At 46.0% G+C, this 16,018-nt stretch carries 13 protein-coding genes; 10 read left to right on the forward strand and 3 right to left on the reverse strand.

Annotation, left to right across the window (positions count from 1 at the left end):
* Positions 1–20 precede the first annotated feature (20 nt).
* The gene (locus N646_RS02690; protein WP_017820676.1) at positions 21–719 is read right to left on the reverse strand and encodes an ABC transporter permease; all 699 of its coding nucleotides are present in this window, start codon (positions 717–719) and stop codon (positions 21–23) included.
* Between the two features lie 6 nt (positions 720–725).
* Complete coding sequence (locus tag N646_RS02695) at positions 726–1,544, reverse strand: substrate-binding domain-containing protein (RefSeq protein WP_005389522.1); 819 nt, start codon at positions 1,542–1,544, stop codon at positions 726–728.
* Between the two features lie 334 nt (positions 1,545–1,878).
* On the opposite strand from N646_RS02695, the gene N646_RS02700 reads away from it, so the two are divergent.
* The 3 genes from N646_RS02700 to N646_RS02710 all read left to right on the forward strand — a co-directional run bounded on the left by N646_RS02700 (position 1,879) and on the right by N646_RS02710 (position 7,168).
* Complete coding sequence (locus N646_RS02700; RefSeq protein WP_017820677.1) at positions 1,879–3,330, forward strand: sigma-54-dependent transcriptional regulator; 1,452 nt, start codon at positions 1,879–1,881, stop codon at positions 3,328–3,330.
* The gene (locus tag N646_RS02705) at positions 3,320–5,359 is read left to right on the forward strand and encodes a sensor histidine kinase (protein ID WP_017820678.1); all 2,040 of its coding nucleotides are present in this window, start codon (positions 3,320–3,322) and stop codon (positions 5,357–5,359) included. Before N646_RS02700 ends, N646_RS02705 begins: the two co-directional genes overlap by 11 nt.
* Before the next feature lie 216 nt (positions 5,360–5,575).
* Complete coding sequence (locus N646_RS02710; protein ID WP_017820679.1) at positions 5,576–7,168, forward strand: ABC-F family ATPase; 1,593 nt, start codon at positions 5,576–5,578, stop codon at positions 7,166–7,168.
* Positions 7,169–7,408: 240 nt separating this feature from the next.
* Here N646_RS02710 and N646_RS02720 read toward each other — a convergent pair whose 3' ends face one another.
* Positions 7,409–8,233, reverse strand: coding sequence for a formate dehydrogenase accessory sulfurtransferase FdhD (locus N646_RS02720; RefSeq protein ID WP_017820681.1), 825 nt, complete (start codon positions 8,231–8,233; stop codon positions 7,409–7,411).
* A gap of 323 nt (positions 8,234–8,556) precedes the next feature.
* On the opposite strand from N646_RS02720, the gene N646_RS02725 reads away from it, so the two are divergent.
* The 7 genes from N646_RS02725 to fdh3B all read left to right on the forward strand — a co-directional run bounded on the left by N646_RS02725 (position 8,557) and on the right by fdh3B (position 16,006).
* Positions 8,557–9,021 carry a DUF3305 domain-containing protein gene (locus N646_RS02725; protein ID WP_017634910.1) on the forward strand — a complete coding sequence of 155 codons (465 nt, stop codon included), beginning with the start codon at positions 8,557–8,559 and terminating at the stop codon, positions 9,019–9,021.
* A complete protein-coding gene (locus N646_RS02730; protein WP_017820682.1) occupies positions 9,011–9,637 on the forward strand; it encodes a DUF3306 domain-containing protein in 627 nt (208 codons plus the stop codon). The genes N646_RS02725 and N646_RS02730 overlap by 11 nt, the downstream gene beginning before the upstream one ends.
* 311 nt (positions 9,638–9,948) lie before the next feature.
* Complete coding sequence (locus tag N646_RS02735; RefSeq protein WP_017820683.1) at positions 9,949–11,610, forward strand: 4Fe-4S dicluster domain-containing protein; 1,662 nt, start codon at positions 9,949–9,951, stop codon at positions 11,608–11,610.
* A gap of 9 nt (positions 11,611–11,619) precedes the next feature.
* A complete protein-coding gene (locus N646_RS02740) occupies positions 11,620–12,246 on the forward strand; it encodes a TorD/DmsD family molecular chaperone (RefSeq protein WP_017820684.1) in 627 nt (208 codons plus the stop codon).
* Positions 12,247–12,319: 73 nt separating this feature from the next.
* Positions 12,320–12,520 carry a twin-arginine translocation signal domain-containing protein gene (locus N646_RS02745; protein WP_005377542.1) on the forward strand — a complete coding sequence of 67 codons (201 nt, stop codon included), beginning with the start codon at positions 12,320–12,322 and terminating at the stop codon, positions 12,518–12,520.
* Positions 12,521–12,530: 10 nt separating this feature from the next.
* A complete protein-coding gene (locus N646_RS02750) occupies positions 12,531–15,386 on the forward strand; it encodes a formate dehydrogenase subunit alpha (RefSeq protein WP_021033875.1) in 2,856 nt (951 codons plus the stop codon).
* Positions 15,387–15,397: 11 nt separating this feature from the next.
* A complete protein-coding gene (gene fdh3B, locus N646_RS02755; protein ID WP_005377536.1) occupies positions 15,398–16,006 on the forward strand; it encodes a formate dehydrogenase FDH3 subunit beta in 609 nt (202 codons plus the stop codon).
* The last annotated feature ends 12 nt before the right edge of the window (positions 16,007–16,018 follow it).

Genomic DNA, 16,018 nt, shown 5'->3' on the forward strand with positions numbered 1-16,018 from the left:
TCGTTTGTTTGCTTCATGTTCTATGTTCTGAGGTAGCCTTCGCCTCTCATGCTTGATAAGAAGAAGTTTAGAGCCAACGCTAAAGATAGTAATACAATTCCTAATGCAACTCCTTGCGCAAAAGCACCTTTACTGCTTTCCATTGCGATAGCCGTGGGAATATTTCGCGTCACGCCCATAATGTTCCCACCAACCATCATTGAGCAGCCCACCTCGGTCACGATACGTGAAAACCCTGCAATGATAGCCGCAAGTAGAGGAAAGCGGGTTTCCCAAATCATCGTAGCTGCCAAGCGCGGAATGGAGACGCCCAGCGTGATGGCAGTTTCCACTGCACGACGGTCGCTAGATTGTAATGCACCATGCATCATCGATACCAAAACAGGGAAGCAGATCACCATTTGGCCGAAGATCATTGCCTTCTGAGTGAACAGCATTTGCCAGTCTCCCCAAGGGCCAGCACGCGACAGCAACATGTACAGCAACAGGCCAATCACCACGGTAGGGACCGCTTGCAGCGTATTTACGATCGACAACAAAAACCATTTACCGCGAAAGTCGGTATACGCCAGTACAAAGGACATCAAAATAGCCGGCAATACCACTAGGGATATTGCCGTGATAGAAACACTAAAGGAGACCGCAACGATCTCCCATAGGTCTGCATCAAAATTCACCAGTAAGCGAAGCGCTTCCAGTGTTGTATCAGCAAGATTCATATTGCGTTATTTGCTCTCAGCATTCGCAACAAACAGTTGTTTACCGTTTAGGCGGAAACCATTGATAAGTTCCTGTCCGCGAGGGTTTACCAACCAATCACTGAATGCCTTCGCACCTTGGTAGTTGATCGTTGGGTAACGCTCAGGGTTAACAAGAATAACTTGGTACGGGTTAAACAGTTTTTCATCGCCTTGGAACAGAATTTCTAGATCCAATTTGTTTTGGTAAGCCAGCCATGTGCCGCGATCCGTCATGGTGTAGCCTTGCATTTCAGACGCCATGTTTAGAGTTGGGCCCATACCTTGACCTACGCTACGGTAGCCACCAAAGTTCGGTTCGATTTTAGTTTGAGCCCAGAAGCCCATTTCTTTTTTGTGCGTACCAGAATCATCGCCGCGAGAGATGAACGTTGCGTTTTTGTTTGCGATCTCTTTGAATACATCTAACACGCCTTCGTCATTTTTGATTGTTGCTGGGTCAGCTTTCGGGCCTACAATCACAAAGTCGTTGTACATTAGCTTGCGAGGTAAAACGCCGTAGCCTTTCTCAACAAATGCGCCTTCAGCTTTTGGTGCATGTGTCATCACCAAATCTACGTCACCGTTTTCGCCCATTTTTAAGGCTTTACCCGTACCTGCAGCAATAACATCGACTTTGTAGCCCGTGTCTTTTTCAAATTGTGGAAGTAGGTAATCAAGTAAACCTGAATGGTAAGTACTGGTTGTGGTTGCAAGGCGAACGTGTTCTCCGTCTTGAGCAGAAAACGCAGAGTAACTTACAAGCGTGATTGACGTTGCAGCCAGAGTTAGCGCAATTTTTTTCATTTTTATGTGTTCCTTTCCAATGATTCTTTGGAATCTCTCCAGGTTTTAGGGAGAAGCCTTTTTGGACGAGAGCGATTAGCGTAATACGCAAGTTGTCTCAGGGTGTTGGAATAAGCAAACATCAACATCCTTAGATCACTTAAATGCGCTCCGTATCCACCTTATAGCAAACAAGATGCCAACCTTTTACAAGCTTAAAGTGCTTGGTTTATGCACTAAATCATGGGGTTATTTGCATAAAAGTTTGCGTTGGTACAAAATGTCGCACTTTTTGTAGGGTATCTCTGTTTAAACTTGGTACACTCTGTCCCATCGAAATCCATCTGGGGTAAATATGTCTACTCAATCCCATCTTAGTACAAACCAACAATATAGCGCCTTTTCCGTACTGGTCGTCGATGATGAATTAGGCATGCAAGCCATCTTGAAAAAGGCATTGGGTAAGCTTTTTTCACATGTCGATACAGCTGGTAGCATCGAAGAAGCAGAACAACTGCGTAATTCTCGACATTATGATCTGATCTTACTGGATATTAATCTGCCAGGGCGTTCTGGAATTGAGTGGGAAGAAGCGTTTGAAGATGATGACAAACGTGCCGATGTGATTTTTATGACGGGTTATGCGGATTTAGAAATTGCCATTCGAGCGCTACAGCTCGGTGCTTCCGACTTTATCCTCAAACCATTCAACCTTGAGCAGATGTTAAAAGCGGTCAGTCGCTGTATGGATCGCCGTTTGAACGAACGCATGCAGTACGCCATGACACGCGATTACCAACGTCACAATACCTCAGAGATCATCGGCGGCTCAGAAAAAACGCGCCTGCTTAAGCAACTTATTAACCAATTTGCACCATCACGCGCTTCTGTTTTGGTGGAAGGTGAGTCGGGTACGGGTAAAGAGCTAGTTGCACGAGGTATCCACCAGGCGAGTGGGAGAACGGGCCCGTTTGTGCCAATCAACTGCGGCGCGATTGCACCTGAGCTTTTAGAGAGTGAGTTATTTGGTCATACATCGGGCGCGTTTACCGGTGCAAAAAAATCGCGTGAAGGTTTGTTCCGTGTTGCGAACGGTGGCACCTTATTTCTTGACGAAATCGGGGAGATGCCACTTGCAATGCAGGCATCATTATTACGTGTGTTAGAGCAGCGTACGATTCGCCCTGTCGGTTCAGAAAGAGAGATCAGTATTGATGTCCGTATCGTAGCGGCAACCAACCGAAACCTGCAAGAAGAGGTCAATCAAGGTAATTTCCGCAGTGACCTCTATTACCGTTTAAACGTTCTGAAAATTGAAGTGTGTCCGCTGCGAGAGCGCAAAACCGACTTATTTGAGTTGGTGCCATTTTTCAGCAACATGCTGACGCGCGAGCTCGGTATGCCTGCGCCCAAATGGGCGCACGAGGACATGGAAGCCATGAGTGAGTACGATTGGCCGGGAAACATTCGTGAGCTGAAAAACTTGATTGAGCGTTGTATCTTGCTTGGCAAACCACCTGCACACTATTGGCGAGAGCTGAATGGCGGGCATTCACTGCCTAATGTATCGATTACTGTTTCTCACTCTGCTGAGTTACCAACCTTTAGAGAAGGCAAAGAATTTACTGGCGAAGGCTATCCAAACAGCTGGACGTTAAAAGAAGTCGAGAAAGCACATATTAAACAAGTCGTTAACTTGCATGAAGGCAATAAGTCTGCTGCTGCTCGTGACTTGGGCGTAGCTCGCAAGACCTTAGAACGTAAATACAAAGAATGGGATTCTGAGGATGAGGAATATGCCGACTAACGGCCCACAGTACAAAGGATTGTCAAAATGGACGCACCGTTTTAAAACCATGGTGCGTTATCGCTTGTTATTCTTAACCTCTGCGCCGATTTTCCTCACATTGTTAGCTCTGATCGGCATTACCATTTATTGGTCTATTCATTACACGTGGCAAAATGCGCTGCTTGATGTCTCGGAACGTCTTGGTGTTGCAAATAACAGTGTAACGTTGTTACAGCAAAAGCAAGCCAATTACGTGCGGGCGTTTGCCGATTCGTACGATTTCCGTATTCGCATTAATAAAGGAACGCCACAAGGTGACCTGCAAAAGTGGGTCACAGAGCAGAAGAAAAGATATGCTTTAGATTTTCTCTCTTTCCAACGCGTTAATTCCATGGAAAACAAATTCCGCTTTATGGATCTCACCAAGCGCGAATCGTTTTTTGATGTACTCAATAAAGAAGAACTCGAACGCCTCGATCCTGAACTCGCCAAACGAGCAGAAGTGCCTATTCTTGCTGATGGTGACAGGGAGGCGCGTGGGTTAGTCAGTCGAACCGTGATTCCGGTATACAGCCAAGCGAATGATTTGATCGGCTTTCTGGATGGTGGTTTGCTCCTTAACAATAGTACAGTGCTGGTGGATCAAATCCGCGATCTCATTTACTTAAGTGATAATGACCGCCTTCGCCCTGTGGGTACGTTGACGGTATTTCTCGATGATTTGCGTGTGAGCACCAACGTTCCTCTAGACAGCGATCATAGACTAGGGCGCGCCATAGGCACTCGCGTGAGCGCAGAAGTGTATAACCAAGTACTTTCGAAGGGTGAACAGTGGGTTGACCGAGCATATGTGTATGACGCTTGGTATATTACGGCGTATCAACCGATCAAAGACCAATACGACAACGTCATTGGTATGCTTTATACCGGTTACCTAATGTGGCCATTCGTTAAAGCCTACATGACCAACATTGCCGAAATCAGCTTGATTACGGTTATGTTATTGCTGGTTTCTGGCGTGATGGTATATCGCGGTTCTTATGATCTGTTTCGACCGATCGAACGCATTCACAAAGTGGTGAAGCAGGTCCAACAAGGTAAAGAAAAACGGATTGGCCCGTTAGGATTAGATGCCGATCATGAACTTGCGCAGTTAGCCAGACAGTTTGATGATATGTTAGACGCGCTAGAAGAGCGCAAAATTGAACTGAAAAACTCCGCAGCTCAACTTGAATGCAAAGTTCAAGAGCGTACGGCAAGCCTGAGAGAAAAAACCCAAGATCTTGAGCTGCATATTCAATTGCTTAACCAAACTCGCGACAAACTCGTTGTTCATGAAAAACTGGCAGCATTGGGAGAACTCACCGCGGGGATTGCTCACGAAATTAATAACCCAACCGCCGTGATTCTTGGCAACGTAGAATTGATCCATTTTGAGTTGGGTGACGATGCAAGTCGAGTACAAGAAGAAATTGATGCGATTCACGCGCAAATTGATCGTATCCGCAATATCACACGCAGTTTATTGCAATACAGTCGCCAAGGCGGTGTTCAAGATGAAATCACTTGGCAACATGTCAATCCTATCATTGATGAAAGCATCACCTTGGTTAAAACTGGCACCAAGAAACGCGACGTTGAGTTTGTGACTGACCTACAAGCGCATACGTCCGTCGAGATAAACCGTCACCACTTGCTACAAATCTTAGTTAATTTGCAAATGAACGCCATTCACGCAATGAGCGGTAAAGGCACGTTAACAGTAGTCAGTGAAGACTGGATTGACGAGGGAGAAGTGAAAGGAGCCGCGATTCATGTTATCGATGAGGGCTGCGGTATTAAACCAGAAAACTTGAGTCGAATCTTCTCGCCATTTTACACAACGAAACGAGAAGGCACAGGGTTAGGGCTATCGGTCTCCCAAAGTATTCTCAGCCAAACGGGTGGTGAGTTAAAAGCAGAGTCTGAATGGGGAAAAAGCAGTAAATTCAGTATTTATTTACCTAAAAAAGCCGAACTGATCCTAGAGGTGACGAACATCGCTTAGTCACTTTTTTGAAGTATTAATGGAAAAAGAGCCACTGACGATAGTGGCTCTTTTTTGTATTTAATGACGCATTTATGTTTGCGCTTTTGCTTCTTAGAAACCTTACAATGATTTTACTTGGAGTGAATTAATAAAAACAACACTTGCAGTATGTAGCATGAACAAGTACCGTTGCCCGGTTTTTCTAAATACACCCCAATTGCTAAGGTAAAGGTTTTGATCTCCACAGCGAATATTACTCAACAATTCGGCGCTAAGCCGCTATTCGAAAACATTTCAGTTAAGTTCGGCGAAGGCAATCGCTATGGCTTAATTGGAGCTAACGGTTGTGGTAAATCAACCTTTATGAAGATCCTCAGCGGCGAGCTTGAGCAAACCAGTGGTAACGTAAGCTACGATCCAAACGAGCGCGTTGCAAAACTGAACCAGGACCAGTTCGCTTACGAAGAATTTACGGTAATCGATACCGTTATCATGGGTCATAAAGAGCTATGGGAAGTGAAGAAAGAGCGTGACCGTATCTACTCACTTGCTGAAATGAGTGAAGAAGACGGCATGAAAGTGGCTGACCTAGAAGTTCAGTTTGCGGAAATGGACGGCTACATGGCAGAAGCCAAAGCGGGCGAACTTCTTCTTGCGGTGGGTATTCCAATGGAGCAGCACTTCGGTCTAATGAGTGAAGTAGCACCAGGCTGGAAACTTCGTGTGCTTCTAGCGCAGGTTCTATTCGCAGACCCAGATGTGATGCTTCTTGACGAACCTACCAACAACTTGGACATGGACACAATCCGTTGGTTGGAAGACACGCTAAACGCGCGTAACTGCACAATGATCATCATTTCGCACGACCGTCACTTCCTAAACTCAGTATGTACACACATGGCTGACTTGGACTACGGTGAACTACGTGTTTACCCAGGTAACTACGACGAGTACATGACGGCGGCTTCTCAAGCTCGCGAACGTCTACTAAACGACAACGCTAAGAAGAAAGCACAAATCGCTGAGCTACAAACTTTCGTTGCGCGTTTCTCTGCAAACGCATCGAAAGCAAAACAAGCGACATCTCGTGCGAAGCAAATCGACAAGATCAAACTGGACGAAGTGAAAGCGTCTAGCCGTCAAAACCCATTTATTCGTTTTGAACAGTCTAAAGAGCTGTTCCGTAACGCTCTGATTGTAGAAAACCTGAGCCAAGGTTTTGAAGAGGACTTGTTCTCAGACTTCAATGCAATTTTTGAAGTGGGAGAGCGCGTTGCGATCATCGGTGAAAATGGTGTGGGTAAAACAACACTTCTAAACACGCTTGCTGGTGTACTTGAACCGCGTGCTGGTGAGTTCAAATGGTCTGAAAATGCAAACATCGGTTACTACGCGCAAGACCACGCGCATGACTTTGCAGAAGATATGAATCTAACGGATTGGATGGGTCAATGGCGTCAAGAAGGTGATGACGAGCAAGTCGTTCGTAGTTTCCTTGGTCGTATGCTGTTTGGTCAAGATGACATTAAGAAGTCAGTAAAAGTACTGTCTGGTGGTGAGCAAGGTCGTATGCTGCTTGGTAAGCTAATGATGCACAAGCCAAACATGCTGCTAATGGACGAACCAACCAACCACATGGACATGGAATCAATTGAATCTTTGAACACGGCGCTTGAGCAATACAAAGGCACGTTGTTCTTCGTCTCTCACGACCGTGTATTCGTAGACTCACTAGCAACGCGTATTATCGAAATCCGCGATGGTAAAATCACAGACTTTAAAGGCACTTACTCTGAGTTCCTAAAATCTCGTGGCGTTGACGCGTAATTACTCGCAAAGCGTTTAAAAAGCAAAAGCCTCGCTATTTAGCGAGGCTTTTTTGATATTTGGCCTTAATCCTTAAACTGACCGGTTATATACGCATAGATCCCGACCACGCCAAAGGTAATAATCATAGAAAGCATGATACCGCTGGGCGTAAGCAGAAAATTCCACAATTGGTCATTATTCATAGTCCACATCCTCTGTGAATCCGCATTATTGGTTTTAGTTTACACTGAAAAGGTGTTATTGGTTGCCTTTTACATCAAATTCAACCTTGTCGGCTCCTGTAAACACTTGGAAGCGCAAACCTTTCGCACGCGCAATGGTCGTAATACCAAATTGCTTCGCTAGATCTAACCCCATTTGAGTAACGCCAGAGCGAGAAAGCAGAACAGGAATGCCCATTTGAGCCACTTTAATCACCATCTCTGATGTAAGGCGACCAGTTGTGTAGAAAATTTTATCTTCACCTGTTTCTTCTTTGAGCCACATCTCACCTGCAAGTGTATCCACTGCGTTGTGACGGCCGACATCTTCCACAAATGATAACACCTCATTACCTTTGCAAACCGCACAGCCGTGTACTGCGCCCGCTTTTTTGTAGGTGTCGTTGTAATGAGTTAACGCTTCCAGCGCAGAATAAATTTCTGACTGCTTAAGAGGAACTTGAGGCACTTGATAATTTTCAAGCTGCTTCATCACGTTGCCATACATAGTGCCTTGGCCACAACCTGAGGTGACGGTTTTCTTTTTCAGGGCGCCTTCTAAGTGCTCAGTGTTTTCTTTAGTAATCACCGCTGCGGAATGCGTTTCCCAGTCAATAATAACGGATTCAATCGCGGCTGGATCGGACAGGAAGCTTTGGTTTTTTAAATAACCCAGTACTAGTGCTTCTGGACGCGAACCTAGCGTCATGAGCGTGACCACTTCTTTCCAGTTCAGCATGACCGTAAGAGGACGCTCGCAAGCGATTTGCTTCGTGAGCTTTTCGCCGTACTCGTCATACACATCGACTTCAATGGTTTGCAGGGGATTTTCACTGGTTTTAATAATATTTGGTTTCAGCACAGTCGTGTCCTAGTGATTAAGAGCGTTAGGTTGCTACGCATTTTAGCTTTTTAAATGGCTAGCAAATCTCATTCCAAAATAGCGGTTCCCACAGAAATTGCGAGGTTTTATGTCAACAATGCATTAAAACTGCGAGTTCGCAGTAATGACACATCAATACATTTGAGTTTCGTCTAGTTTGGTACTTATAGCCTGAGGGAGTATATAGACTAAGTTATATCAGCTTGGCGCGTTTATTGCTTCGAAGACAATAAAAATGGTCGAAAACGGGGGCAAAATGTCCTGTGTGTTTTCAGACCAAAAATAGAAAGACTGGGTGAGTTATGTCGGATAAGAAAGATTTCGAAAAAAATTACGAAAAGACTGAGGATACATGGCCAATCGGCGTAGAGCTTGTTGAGCATGAGATCAGTACAGGGATTTGGGTGACAACCCAATGGCAGTTGACAGGATTTGCGCTGAATCCGACGGAAGAGACTCCAGATGTTTGTCCGTTGCAATTACATAAAGATGAACGTACAGACTACCGCTTTAACTTAAGCTCTCTGCAACCTAAACTCTTTTTAGTGATGGATAACGTCGAGTCTGGTGAAAAACCAGCGATACAGTTACTGACGGCTTCACAATCTGTTGCGGCGCAATATATGGATGGTGATAACCTTGTACTATCTAACGATATGCCGTTAGCCGTTCAGGCTTGGATGGAAGCCTTTATCGGTCGCCACGGTGAGTTGTTAGAAGTAAGACGTAAGAAACGCAAAGGAGCGGGCAGAGCAAATGGCAACTAGTTTTTTAAGCCGTTGGTCGAAACGTAAGTTAGAAGAATCTTCCCAACATGATGAAGAGATCACGCCGATAGCAGAGACGGCGCAATCCGAAGATAGTGTCACAGCGCTTTCAAACGCTGACGAAAGCTCAGATGCTTTGAACGTCAATGAGGATAGTCAGGCTCCAGACATTACCGCGAGTGTAGAGACTGAAAAAACCGAAAAAATGTCTGTGGCGCAACTGCTGGTTTCTGAAGCTTCAGAAAGTGTCAAGAAAGCTGCGCTGCGCAAAATGTTCTTGTCCGAAGAATTTAACGTGCGTGACGGCCTAGACGATTACGATGATGATTACAGTAACTTAAAGTCACTTTCTCAAGACGTCGCTGAGACGCTGCGTGATTGGGTTAAAGACAAAGTGGAAGACGAACCAGACGCTGAAACTGCGCAAGGGTCTGAGCTTAACGCTAACGATATCGCATCTGAGGTAGTTGAAGACGCAGAGTCAAACACCGACAAAAATGCCCAAATTACTCAAGATGAAAATGAACTGTATATAAACACAGTGTCTAGTGAAAGTGATACTTTTGCTGAAGAATCACAGTCTAACGAGGTGAGACAAAATATACCACATAAATAATAGGTACATTTTGACTAAACACTCAATGAGCCGGCTGAGACAAAATGTCTCAACCGGTTTTTTTATCCCTACTATTTGTCAGTAAAATTGATAACCTATTGATTTTCAGTTGATATTTTATTGGCATGACACTTGCTATTTGTTGCTCAATACCAATCTGGTTGAAGTTAGTACGGACGCACTGCGTAGTATTCATCGCCTATAGATGGCGGAATAAGAATTCTCATTGATAAGTTAATCAGCAGAATCTCCGGCGCTAACTACACTAAGAGATGGAAAAGACTATCCATGTTCATAAATGGAATTGAGCAATGCTGAAACAATTATTAGAACAAGCAACTTCCAATAACGGTAAAGCGAGGCTGTACGCTTTCGAAAATACCGTAGAGTTGACCAATCTTATTCCACCAACCGTAAGCTATGAAAGCGGCGGTAATACTTTGATTGTGGGCCCAACAGCAATCATCGAAAGTGCGGCAGCGCAATTGTCGCAAATGAACAGCCTAACGCTGCTTTCTACCGATGGCGAAAAGGGCACAAATCCCGAGCTTTATTACGCCAATTCGGTTCAGGTTTCAGGGTTCTTAGGTACGTTTGAAGTTCTGATTGAAAATCATGGTTCGACCAACAATCTTGCCAAGGTCGCGATCAATAGCGATTGTTTCGATATCGTACTCGATCTTTGCCTTAACAGCTGCATGTCGGAAGAAGTCCCAGTACCGGGCTACTACCCAGTAGGTCGTGGCTATCCGAAACTGGCTGAAGCGTTGGAAGAGATTCCAACCTTAATGGGGACGTTCGATAAACCGAAATTCTTCCGTTTAGATACCGATTTATGTGCACACAGCTCTCGTGGCGTAAAAGGTTGCGAACGGTGTGTGGATGCTTGTCCGGCAGGGGCACTATCGAGTGAAGGCAGCGACAAAACGGGCCATCGCATCGAGATCAACCCATACCTATGTCAAGGCGTGGGTACTTGTGCTACAGCGTGTCCGACAGAAGCAATTCATTACGCACTGCCAAACCCTGAAGATACGCAAAAGTTTATTGAACGTACGCTCGCCAACTATGAGCAAGCGGGTGGTTTAGATCCTATCGTATTGATTTGCAGTTCTCGCCACGAGAGCTACAACGTGATGGCACTAAAAGCACTGCCAGATAATGTGATTCCAATTGTGGTGGAAGAACTGCCTTCGGTTGGTATTGATACTTGGTTCGCCGCGCTTGTGAATGGTGCTACTCAGGTGCTGTTTGCGGCTTCACGTTTTATGCCTCAAACCATTATTCGTGTGCTTAATAGCGAAGTAGGTATTGCTCAAGAGCTGCTCGGTCAGCTTGGTATCGCCAAAGAAACCATCGACATTCTGTATCTAGAGTCACTACGTGAAGGTGCTCCGACACTTTGTACTGAGTCTTTTGATTTGGCATTAGGTGATTTGCAAGGTAACAAACGTCAGCGTCTATTTACGGCGTTGGATGCGTTGTCGTCTTCTCGTATTCCAGTCGAGAACATTGTTGAGCTGCCAGCAAACGCGCCTTACGGCAATGTTTCTTGTGAGAGCAAAGATTGTACGTTGTGTATGAGCTGTGTGGCAGTTTGTCCTACACGTGCACTTCATACCGATGGTCAATCTCCGTCGCTTAAATTCGTCGAGCAAGACTGCATTCAATGTGGGCTGTGCGAGAAAGCGTGTCCAGAGAAAGTGCTGACGCTTACGCCTCGTATGAACTGGGTGAAAAAAGAGCGCCAAAAAGCGGTTGTGATTCACGAAGAGAAAGCAGCGGAATGTATTCGCTGTCATAAGCCATTCGCACCTCAGTCTATGATCGACATGCTACAAAACAAGTTACGCGGTCACTCTCATTTCTCTGATGAAGCGGCGATCAATCGTATCGCGATGTGTGAAGACTGCCGTGTGATCGACATGTTTGAGTCGATGGCAGAAGACCCAATGAAACAACTGAAATACTAGGAGCTCGCAGTGGACACACAACAAGAACAAACACTGAGAACAGACATTTATCTCGTTTTATCCGCACTTTTTCGTAGTGCGCCTAGTGATGAAATGCTGGCGTTCCTGAAATCGCTAGAAATTGAGCCGTCTGAGAGCGCGATGCAAAAAGCTTGGCTCGCACTGCAACAAGCCGCGAACGAAGCGCAGCGAGAAGCGTTAGAAGAAGAATATCAAGATCTGTTTATTGGCATTGGACGTGGTGAAGTTGTGCCATTCGGATCTTGGCATCGTACTGGCTCGATGATGGAAAAGCCGTTAGCGGAAATTCGTCGCGATTTGGATCTTTTAGGCATCGAACGAGAAGAGAACGTGAAAGAGCCTGAAGACCATATTTCTGCACTGTGCGAAGTGATGGCAATGCTGACAGGTGAAGAGGAAGAACTTCAACAAGCGGTGTTTAACAAACACATTGCCCCTTGGTTCCAATCTTTTACGCGCCAACTAGAGAGCGCAGAAAGCGTGAACTTCTACAAGCCAGCTGCACAGCTTTGCGATGCGTTTTTAACGTTAGAGCAAGTGCGCTTTAGCGTGAACACCAAAAGCAGTAAGAACAAATTAAAAATTGATGTGAAAAACGTCACTGATTACGAGTAATCGAGCAGTACTTGGTCATATCGATAGAGAGGCATGAGTCTCCAAAGATCTACCGTAAGGTAAGGAAGCAATGATGAAAGATAATAAAGAAATAAACACAAGCCGTAGGGATCTCCTAAAAGGCTTCACAACCGCTGCCGTTGCCGGTGCTGTTGTTGCGGGAACCACGAAAGTGGCCGTTGCTTCAGAAACGGTTGAGCCTTCTGAAAACGACGTGAAGAAGAAAGGGTATCGTGAAACTCAACACATTCGCGATTACTACGACACACTTTAGGAGATAACGGATGAAACTTGTCAAACGCTCCGACAGTGTGAGCAAAGAAACGAACCAGCTTGGCGTATCTCGTCGTGCATTCATGAAAAACACTTCGCTTGCCGCTGGTGGCGCAGTGGTTGGTGCTAGTCTATTTGCACCGGGAATGATGAAAAAAGCGCAAGCAAAATCTGTCGATCCAGAAGCGAAAACAGAAATAAAACGTACTATCTGTTCTCACTGTTCAGTGGGTTGTGGTATTTACGCAGAAGTTCAAAATGGTGTTTGGACGGGTCAAGAGCCTGCATTTGACCACCCATTTAACGCCGGTGGTCACTGTGCAAAAGGCGCAGCACTGCGTGAACATGGCCACGGTGAGCGTCGTCTAAAATACCCAATGAAGCTTGAAAACGGTAAGTGGAAAAAGCTTTCTTGGGATCAAGCGATCGAAGAAATCGGTAACAAGGTGATGGACATCCGCAAAGAGTCTGGCCCTGATTCGGTTTACTTCTTGGGAAGCGCAAAGCACAGCAACGAACAAGCGTACTTGTTCCGCAAAATGGCATCACTTTGGGGCACTAACAACGTTGACCACCAAGCGCGTATTTGTCACTCAACAACCGTGGCGGGTGTAGCAAACACTTGGGGTTACGGTGCGATGACCAACTCTTTCAATGACATGCACAACTGTAAGTCGATGCTGTTCATTGGTTCAAACCCAGCTGAAGCACACCCAGTGGCGATGCAGCACATTCTGATCGCGAAAGAGAAGAACAACTGTAAGATCGTCGTAGCGGATCCTCGTCGTACACGTACGGCAGCAAAATCGGATCACTATGTATCACTTCGTCCAGGTTCTGACGTAGCATTTATTTGGGGTGTGTTGTGGCACATCTTCGAAAACCAATGGGAAGATAAAGAGTTCATCCGTCAACGAGTATTCGGTATGGATGAAATCCGTGCTGAAGTAGCGAAGTGGACGCCAGCAGAAGTAGAGCGCGTAACAGGCGTAAGCGAAGAAGACGTTTACCAAACAGCAAAACTGCTCTCTGAAAATCGCCCAGGCTGCATTGTTTGGTGTATGGGTGGTACTCAGCATACTACTGGCAACAACAACACACGTGCTTACTGTGTGCTTGAGCTAGCGCTTGGTAACATTGGTAAATCAGGCGGCGGCGCAAACATCTTCCGTGGTCACGATAACGTACAAGGCGCAACCGACCTTGGCGTACTTTCTGACACGTTACCTGGCTACTACGGCCTTTCTGAAGGCGCTTGGCGTCATTGGTCAAAAGTGTGGGAAATCGATTACGAATGGATCAAAGGTCGTTTCGATGACAACGCTTATAGCGGTCAGAAACCAATGCACAGTGCAGGTATCCCAGTATCTCGTTGGGTCGATGGTGTACTGGAAAACAAAGACAACATTCGTCAACGCGAAAACATCCGTGCAATGTTCTACTGGGGACACGCAGTGAACTCTCAAACACGTGGTGTTGAGATGAAAAAAGCGATGCAGAAGTTGGACATGATGGTGATTGTGGACCCATACCCAACGGTTGCTGCGGTAATGAACGACCGTACCGACGGCGTTTACCTGCTTCCTGCAACAACACAGTTTGAAACACACGGCAGCGTTACCGCATCTAACCGCTCTCTACAATGGCGTGATCAGGTGATTGAACCTTTGTTTGAATCAAAACCAGACCACGAAATCATGTATCTGCTTTCGAAGAAACTGGGCTATTCAGATCTTCTGTTCAAAAACATCCGTGTTGAAAATAACCAGCCGGTGATTGAAGACCTAACGCGTGAATTCAACAAAGGCATGTGGACGATTGGTTACACAGGCCAAAGCCCTGAGCGTTTGAAAGCGCACCAACAAAACTGGCATACGTTCCACAAAACCACATTGGAAGCGGAAGGTGGCCCTGTCAACGGTGAAACCTACGGTCTACCTTGGCCATGCTGGGGCACACCAGAAATGAAACACCCAGGTACACACATTCTGTACGATACGTCTAAGACGGTTGCAGAAGGTGGCGGTAACTTCCGTACGCGCTTTGGTGTGGAATTCGAAGGCAAAAGCCTTCTTGCAGAAGACAGTTATTCGAAAGGCTGTGAGATCAAAGACGGTTACCCAGAGTTCACTGATAAGTTATTGAAACAACTTGGTTGGTGGGACGACCTAACTGCTGAAGAGAAAGTGGCAGCAGAGGGTAAAAACTGGAAGACTGACCTTTCTGGCGGTATTCAGCGTGTCGCGATCAAGCACGGTTGTATTCCATTTGGTAACGCGAAAGCGCGTGCGATTGTTTGGACGTTCCCAGACCGTGTGCCACTGCATCGTGAACCACTTTACACACCACGTCGTGACCTTGTAACGGATTACCCAACTTGGGAAGACAAAGATGCAATCTTCCGTGTTCCTACGTTGTATAAATCCATTCAAGAGCAAGACAAATCGGGCGAGTACCCAATCGTTCTGACTTCTGGCCGTCTGGTTGAATACGAAGGTGGTGGTGAAGAGACGCGTTCAAACCCTTGGCTTGCCGAGCTTCAACAAGAAATGTTTGTTGAAGTGAACCCGAAAGACGCGAACGATCTTGGCTTCAGAGATGGTGATGATGTTTGGGTTGAAGGTGCAGAGAAGGGGCGAATCAAGGTGAAAGCGATGGTAACACGTCGTGTGAAACCTGGCTTGGCGTTCATTCCGTTCCACTTTGGCGGTAAGTTCGAAGGTGAAGACCTACGTCCTAAATACCCAGAAGGTACACAGCCTTACGTTGTTGGCGAATCGGCCAACACGGCAACCACTTACGGTTACGACCCGGTTACCTTGATGCAGGAAACCAAAGTAACCCTATGTAACATTCGTAAAGCCTAAGGAGTCTGACAATGGCACGAATGAAATTTCTATGTGACACCAAACGCTGTATCGAGTGTAACGGCTGTGTTACTGCATGTAAGAACGAAAACGACGATGCTCTTGAATGGGGCATTCAACGTCGCCGCGTGGTAACACTAAACGATGGTGAAGCCGGTGAAAACTCCATCTCTGTTGCTTGTATGCACTGTACCGATGCGCCTTGTATGGCAGTTTGTCCAGCAGACTGTTTCGAACATACCGAAGACGGCATCGTTCTTCACAATAAAGATCTGTGTATCGGTTGTGGTTACTGTTTGTTTGCTTGTCCGTTTGGCGCACCTCAGTTCCCTAAACAAGAAGCGTTTGGCGAACGTGGCAAAATGGATAAATGTACTTTCTGCGCGGGCGGCCCAGAAACAGAGCCAGGCTCTGAGGAAGAACGTCAAAAATACGGTGCGAACCGTATCGCAGAAGGCAAGTTACCGATGTGTGCATCGCTTTGTTCAACCAAAGCACTGCTTGCGGGTGACGCAGAGAAAGTCTCTGACATTTTCCGTCAACGTGTGGTAGAACGCGGCGCGAAAAACGCAGGTTGGACAGACGGAAACGATCTTTCTTACGATGCGACGAAAAGCTAAGTAAGGAGAGGC

The sequence above is a fragment of the Vibrio alginolyticus NBRC 15630 = ATCC 17749 genome (assembly GCF_000354175.2).
Classification (GTDB): Bacteria; Pseudomonadota; Gammaproteobacteria; order Enterobacterales; family Vibrionaceae; genus Vibrio; species Vibrio alginolyticus.

Excerpts from the sequence above, each read along its gene's own strand:
- N646_RS02705 (WP_017820678.1), top strand. The coding sequence starts at position 3,320 with ATGCCGACTAACGGCCCACAGTACAAAGGATTGTCAAAATGGACGCAC.
- N646_RS02700 (WP_017820677.1), top strand. The coding sequence starts at position 1,879 with ATGTCTACTCAATCCCATCTTAGTACAAACCAACAATATAGCGCCTTT.
- N646_RS02725 (WP_017634910.1), top strand. The coding sequence starts at position 8,557 with ATGTCGGATAAGAAAGATTTCGAAAAAAATTACGAAAAGACTGAGGAT.
- N646_RS02750 (WP_021033875.1), top strand. The coding sequence starts at position 12,531 with ATGAAACTTGTCAAACGCTCCGACAGTGTGAGCAAAGAAACGAACCAG.
- N646_RS02695 (WP_005389522.1), bottom strand. The coding sequence starts at position 1,544 with ATGAAAAAAATTGCGCTAACTCTGGCTGCAACGTCAATCACGCTTGTA.
- N646_RS02745 (WP_005377542.1), top strand. The coding sequence starts at position 12,320 with ATGAAAGATAATAAAGAAATAAACACAAGCCGTAGGGATCTCCTAAAA.
- N646_RS02690 (WP_017820676.1), bottom strand. The coding sequence starts at position 719 with ATGAATCTTGCTGATACAACACTGGAAGCGCTTCGCTTACTGGTGAAT.
- N646_RS02730 (WP_017820682.1), top strand. The coding sequence starts at position 9,011 with ATGGCAACTAGTTTTTTAAGCCGTTGGTCGAAACGTAAGTTAGAAGAA.
- N646_RS02735 (WP_017820683.1), top strand. The coding sequence starts at position 9,949 with ATGCTGAAACAATTATTAGAACAAGCAACTTCCAATAACGGTAAAGCG.
- fdh3B (WP_005377536.1), top strand. The coding sequence starts at position 15,398 with ATGGCACGAATGAAATTTCTATGTGACACCAAACGCTGTATCGAGTGT.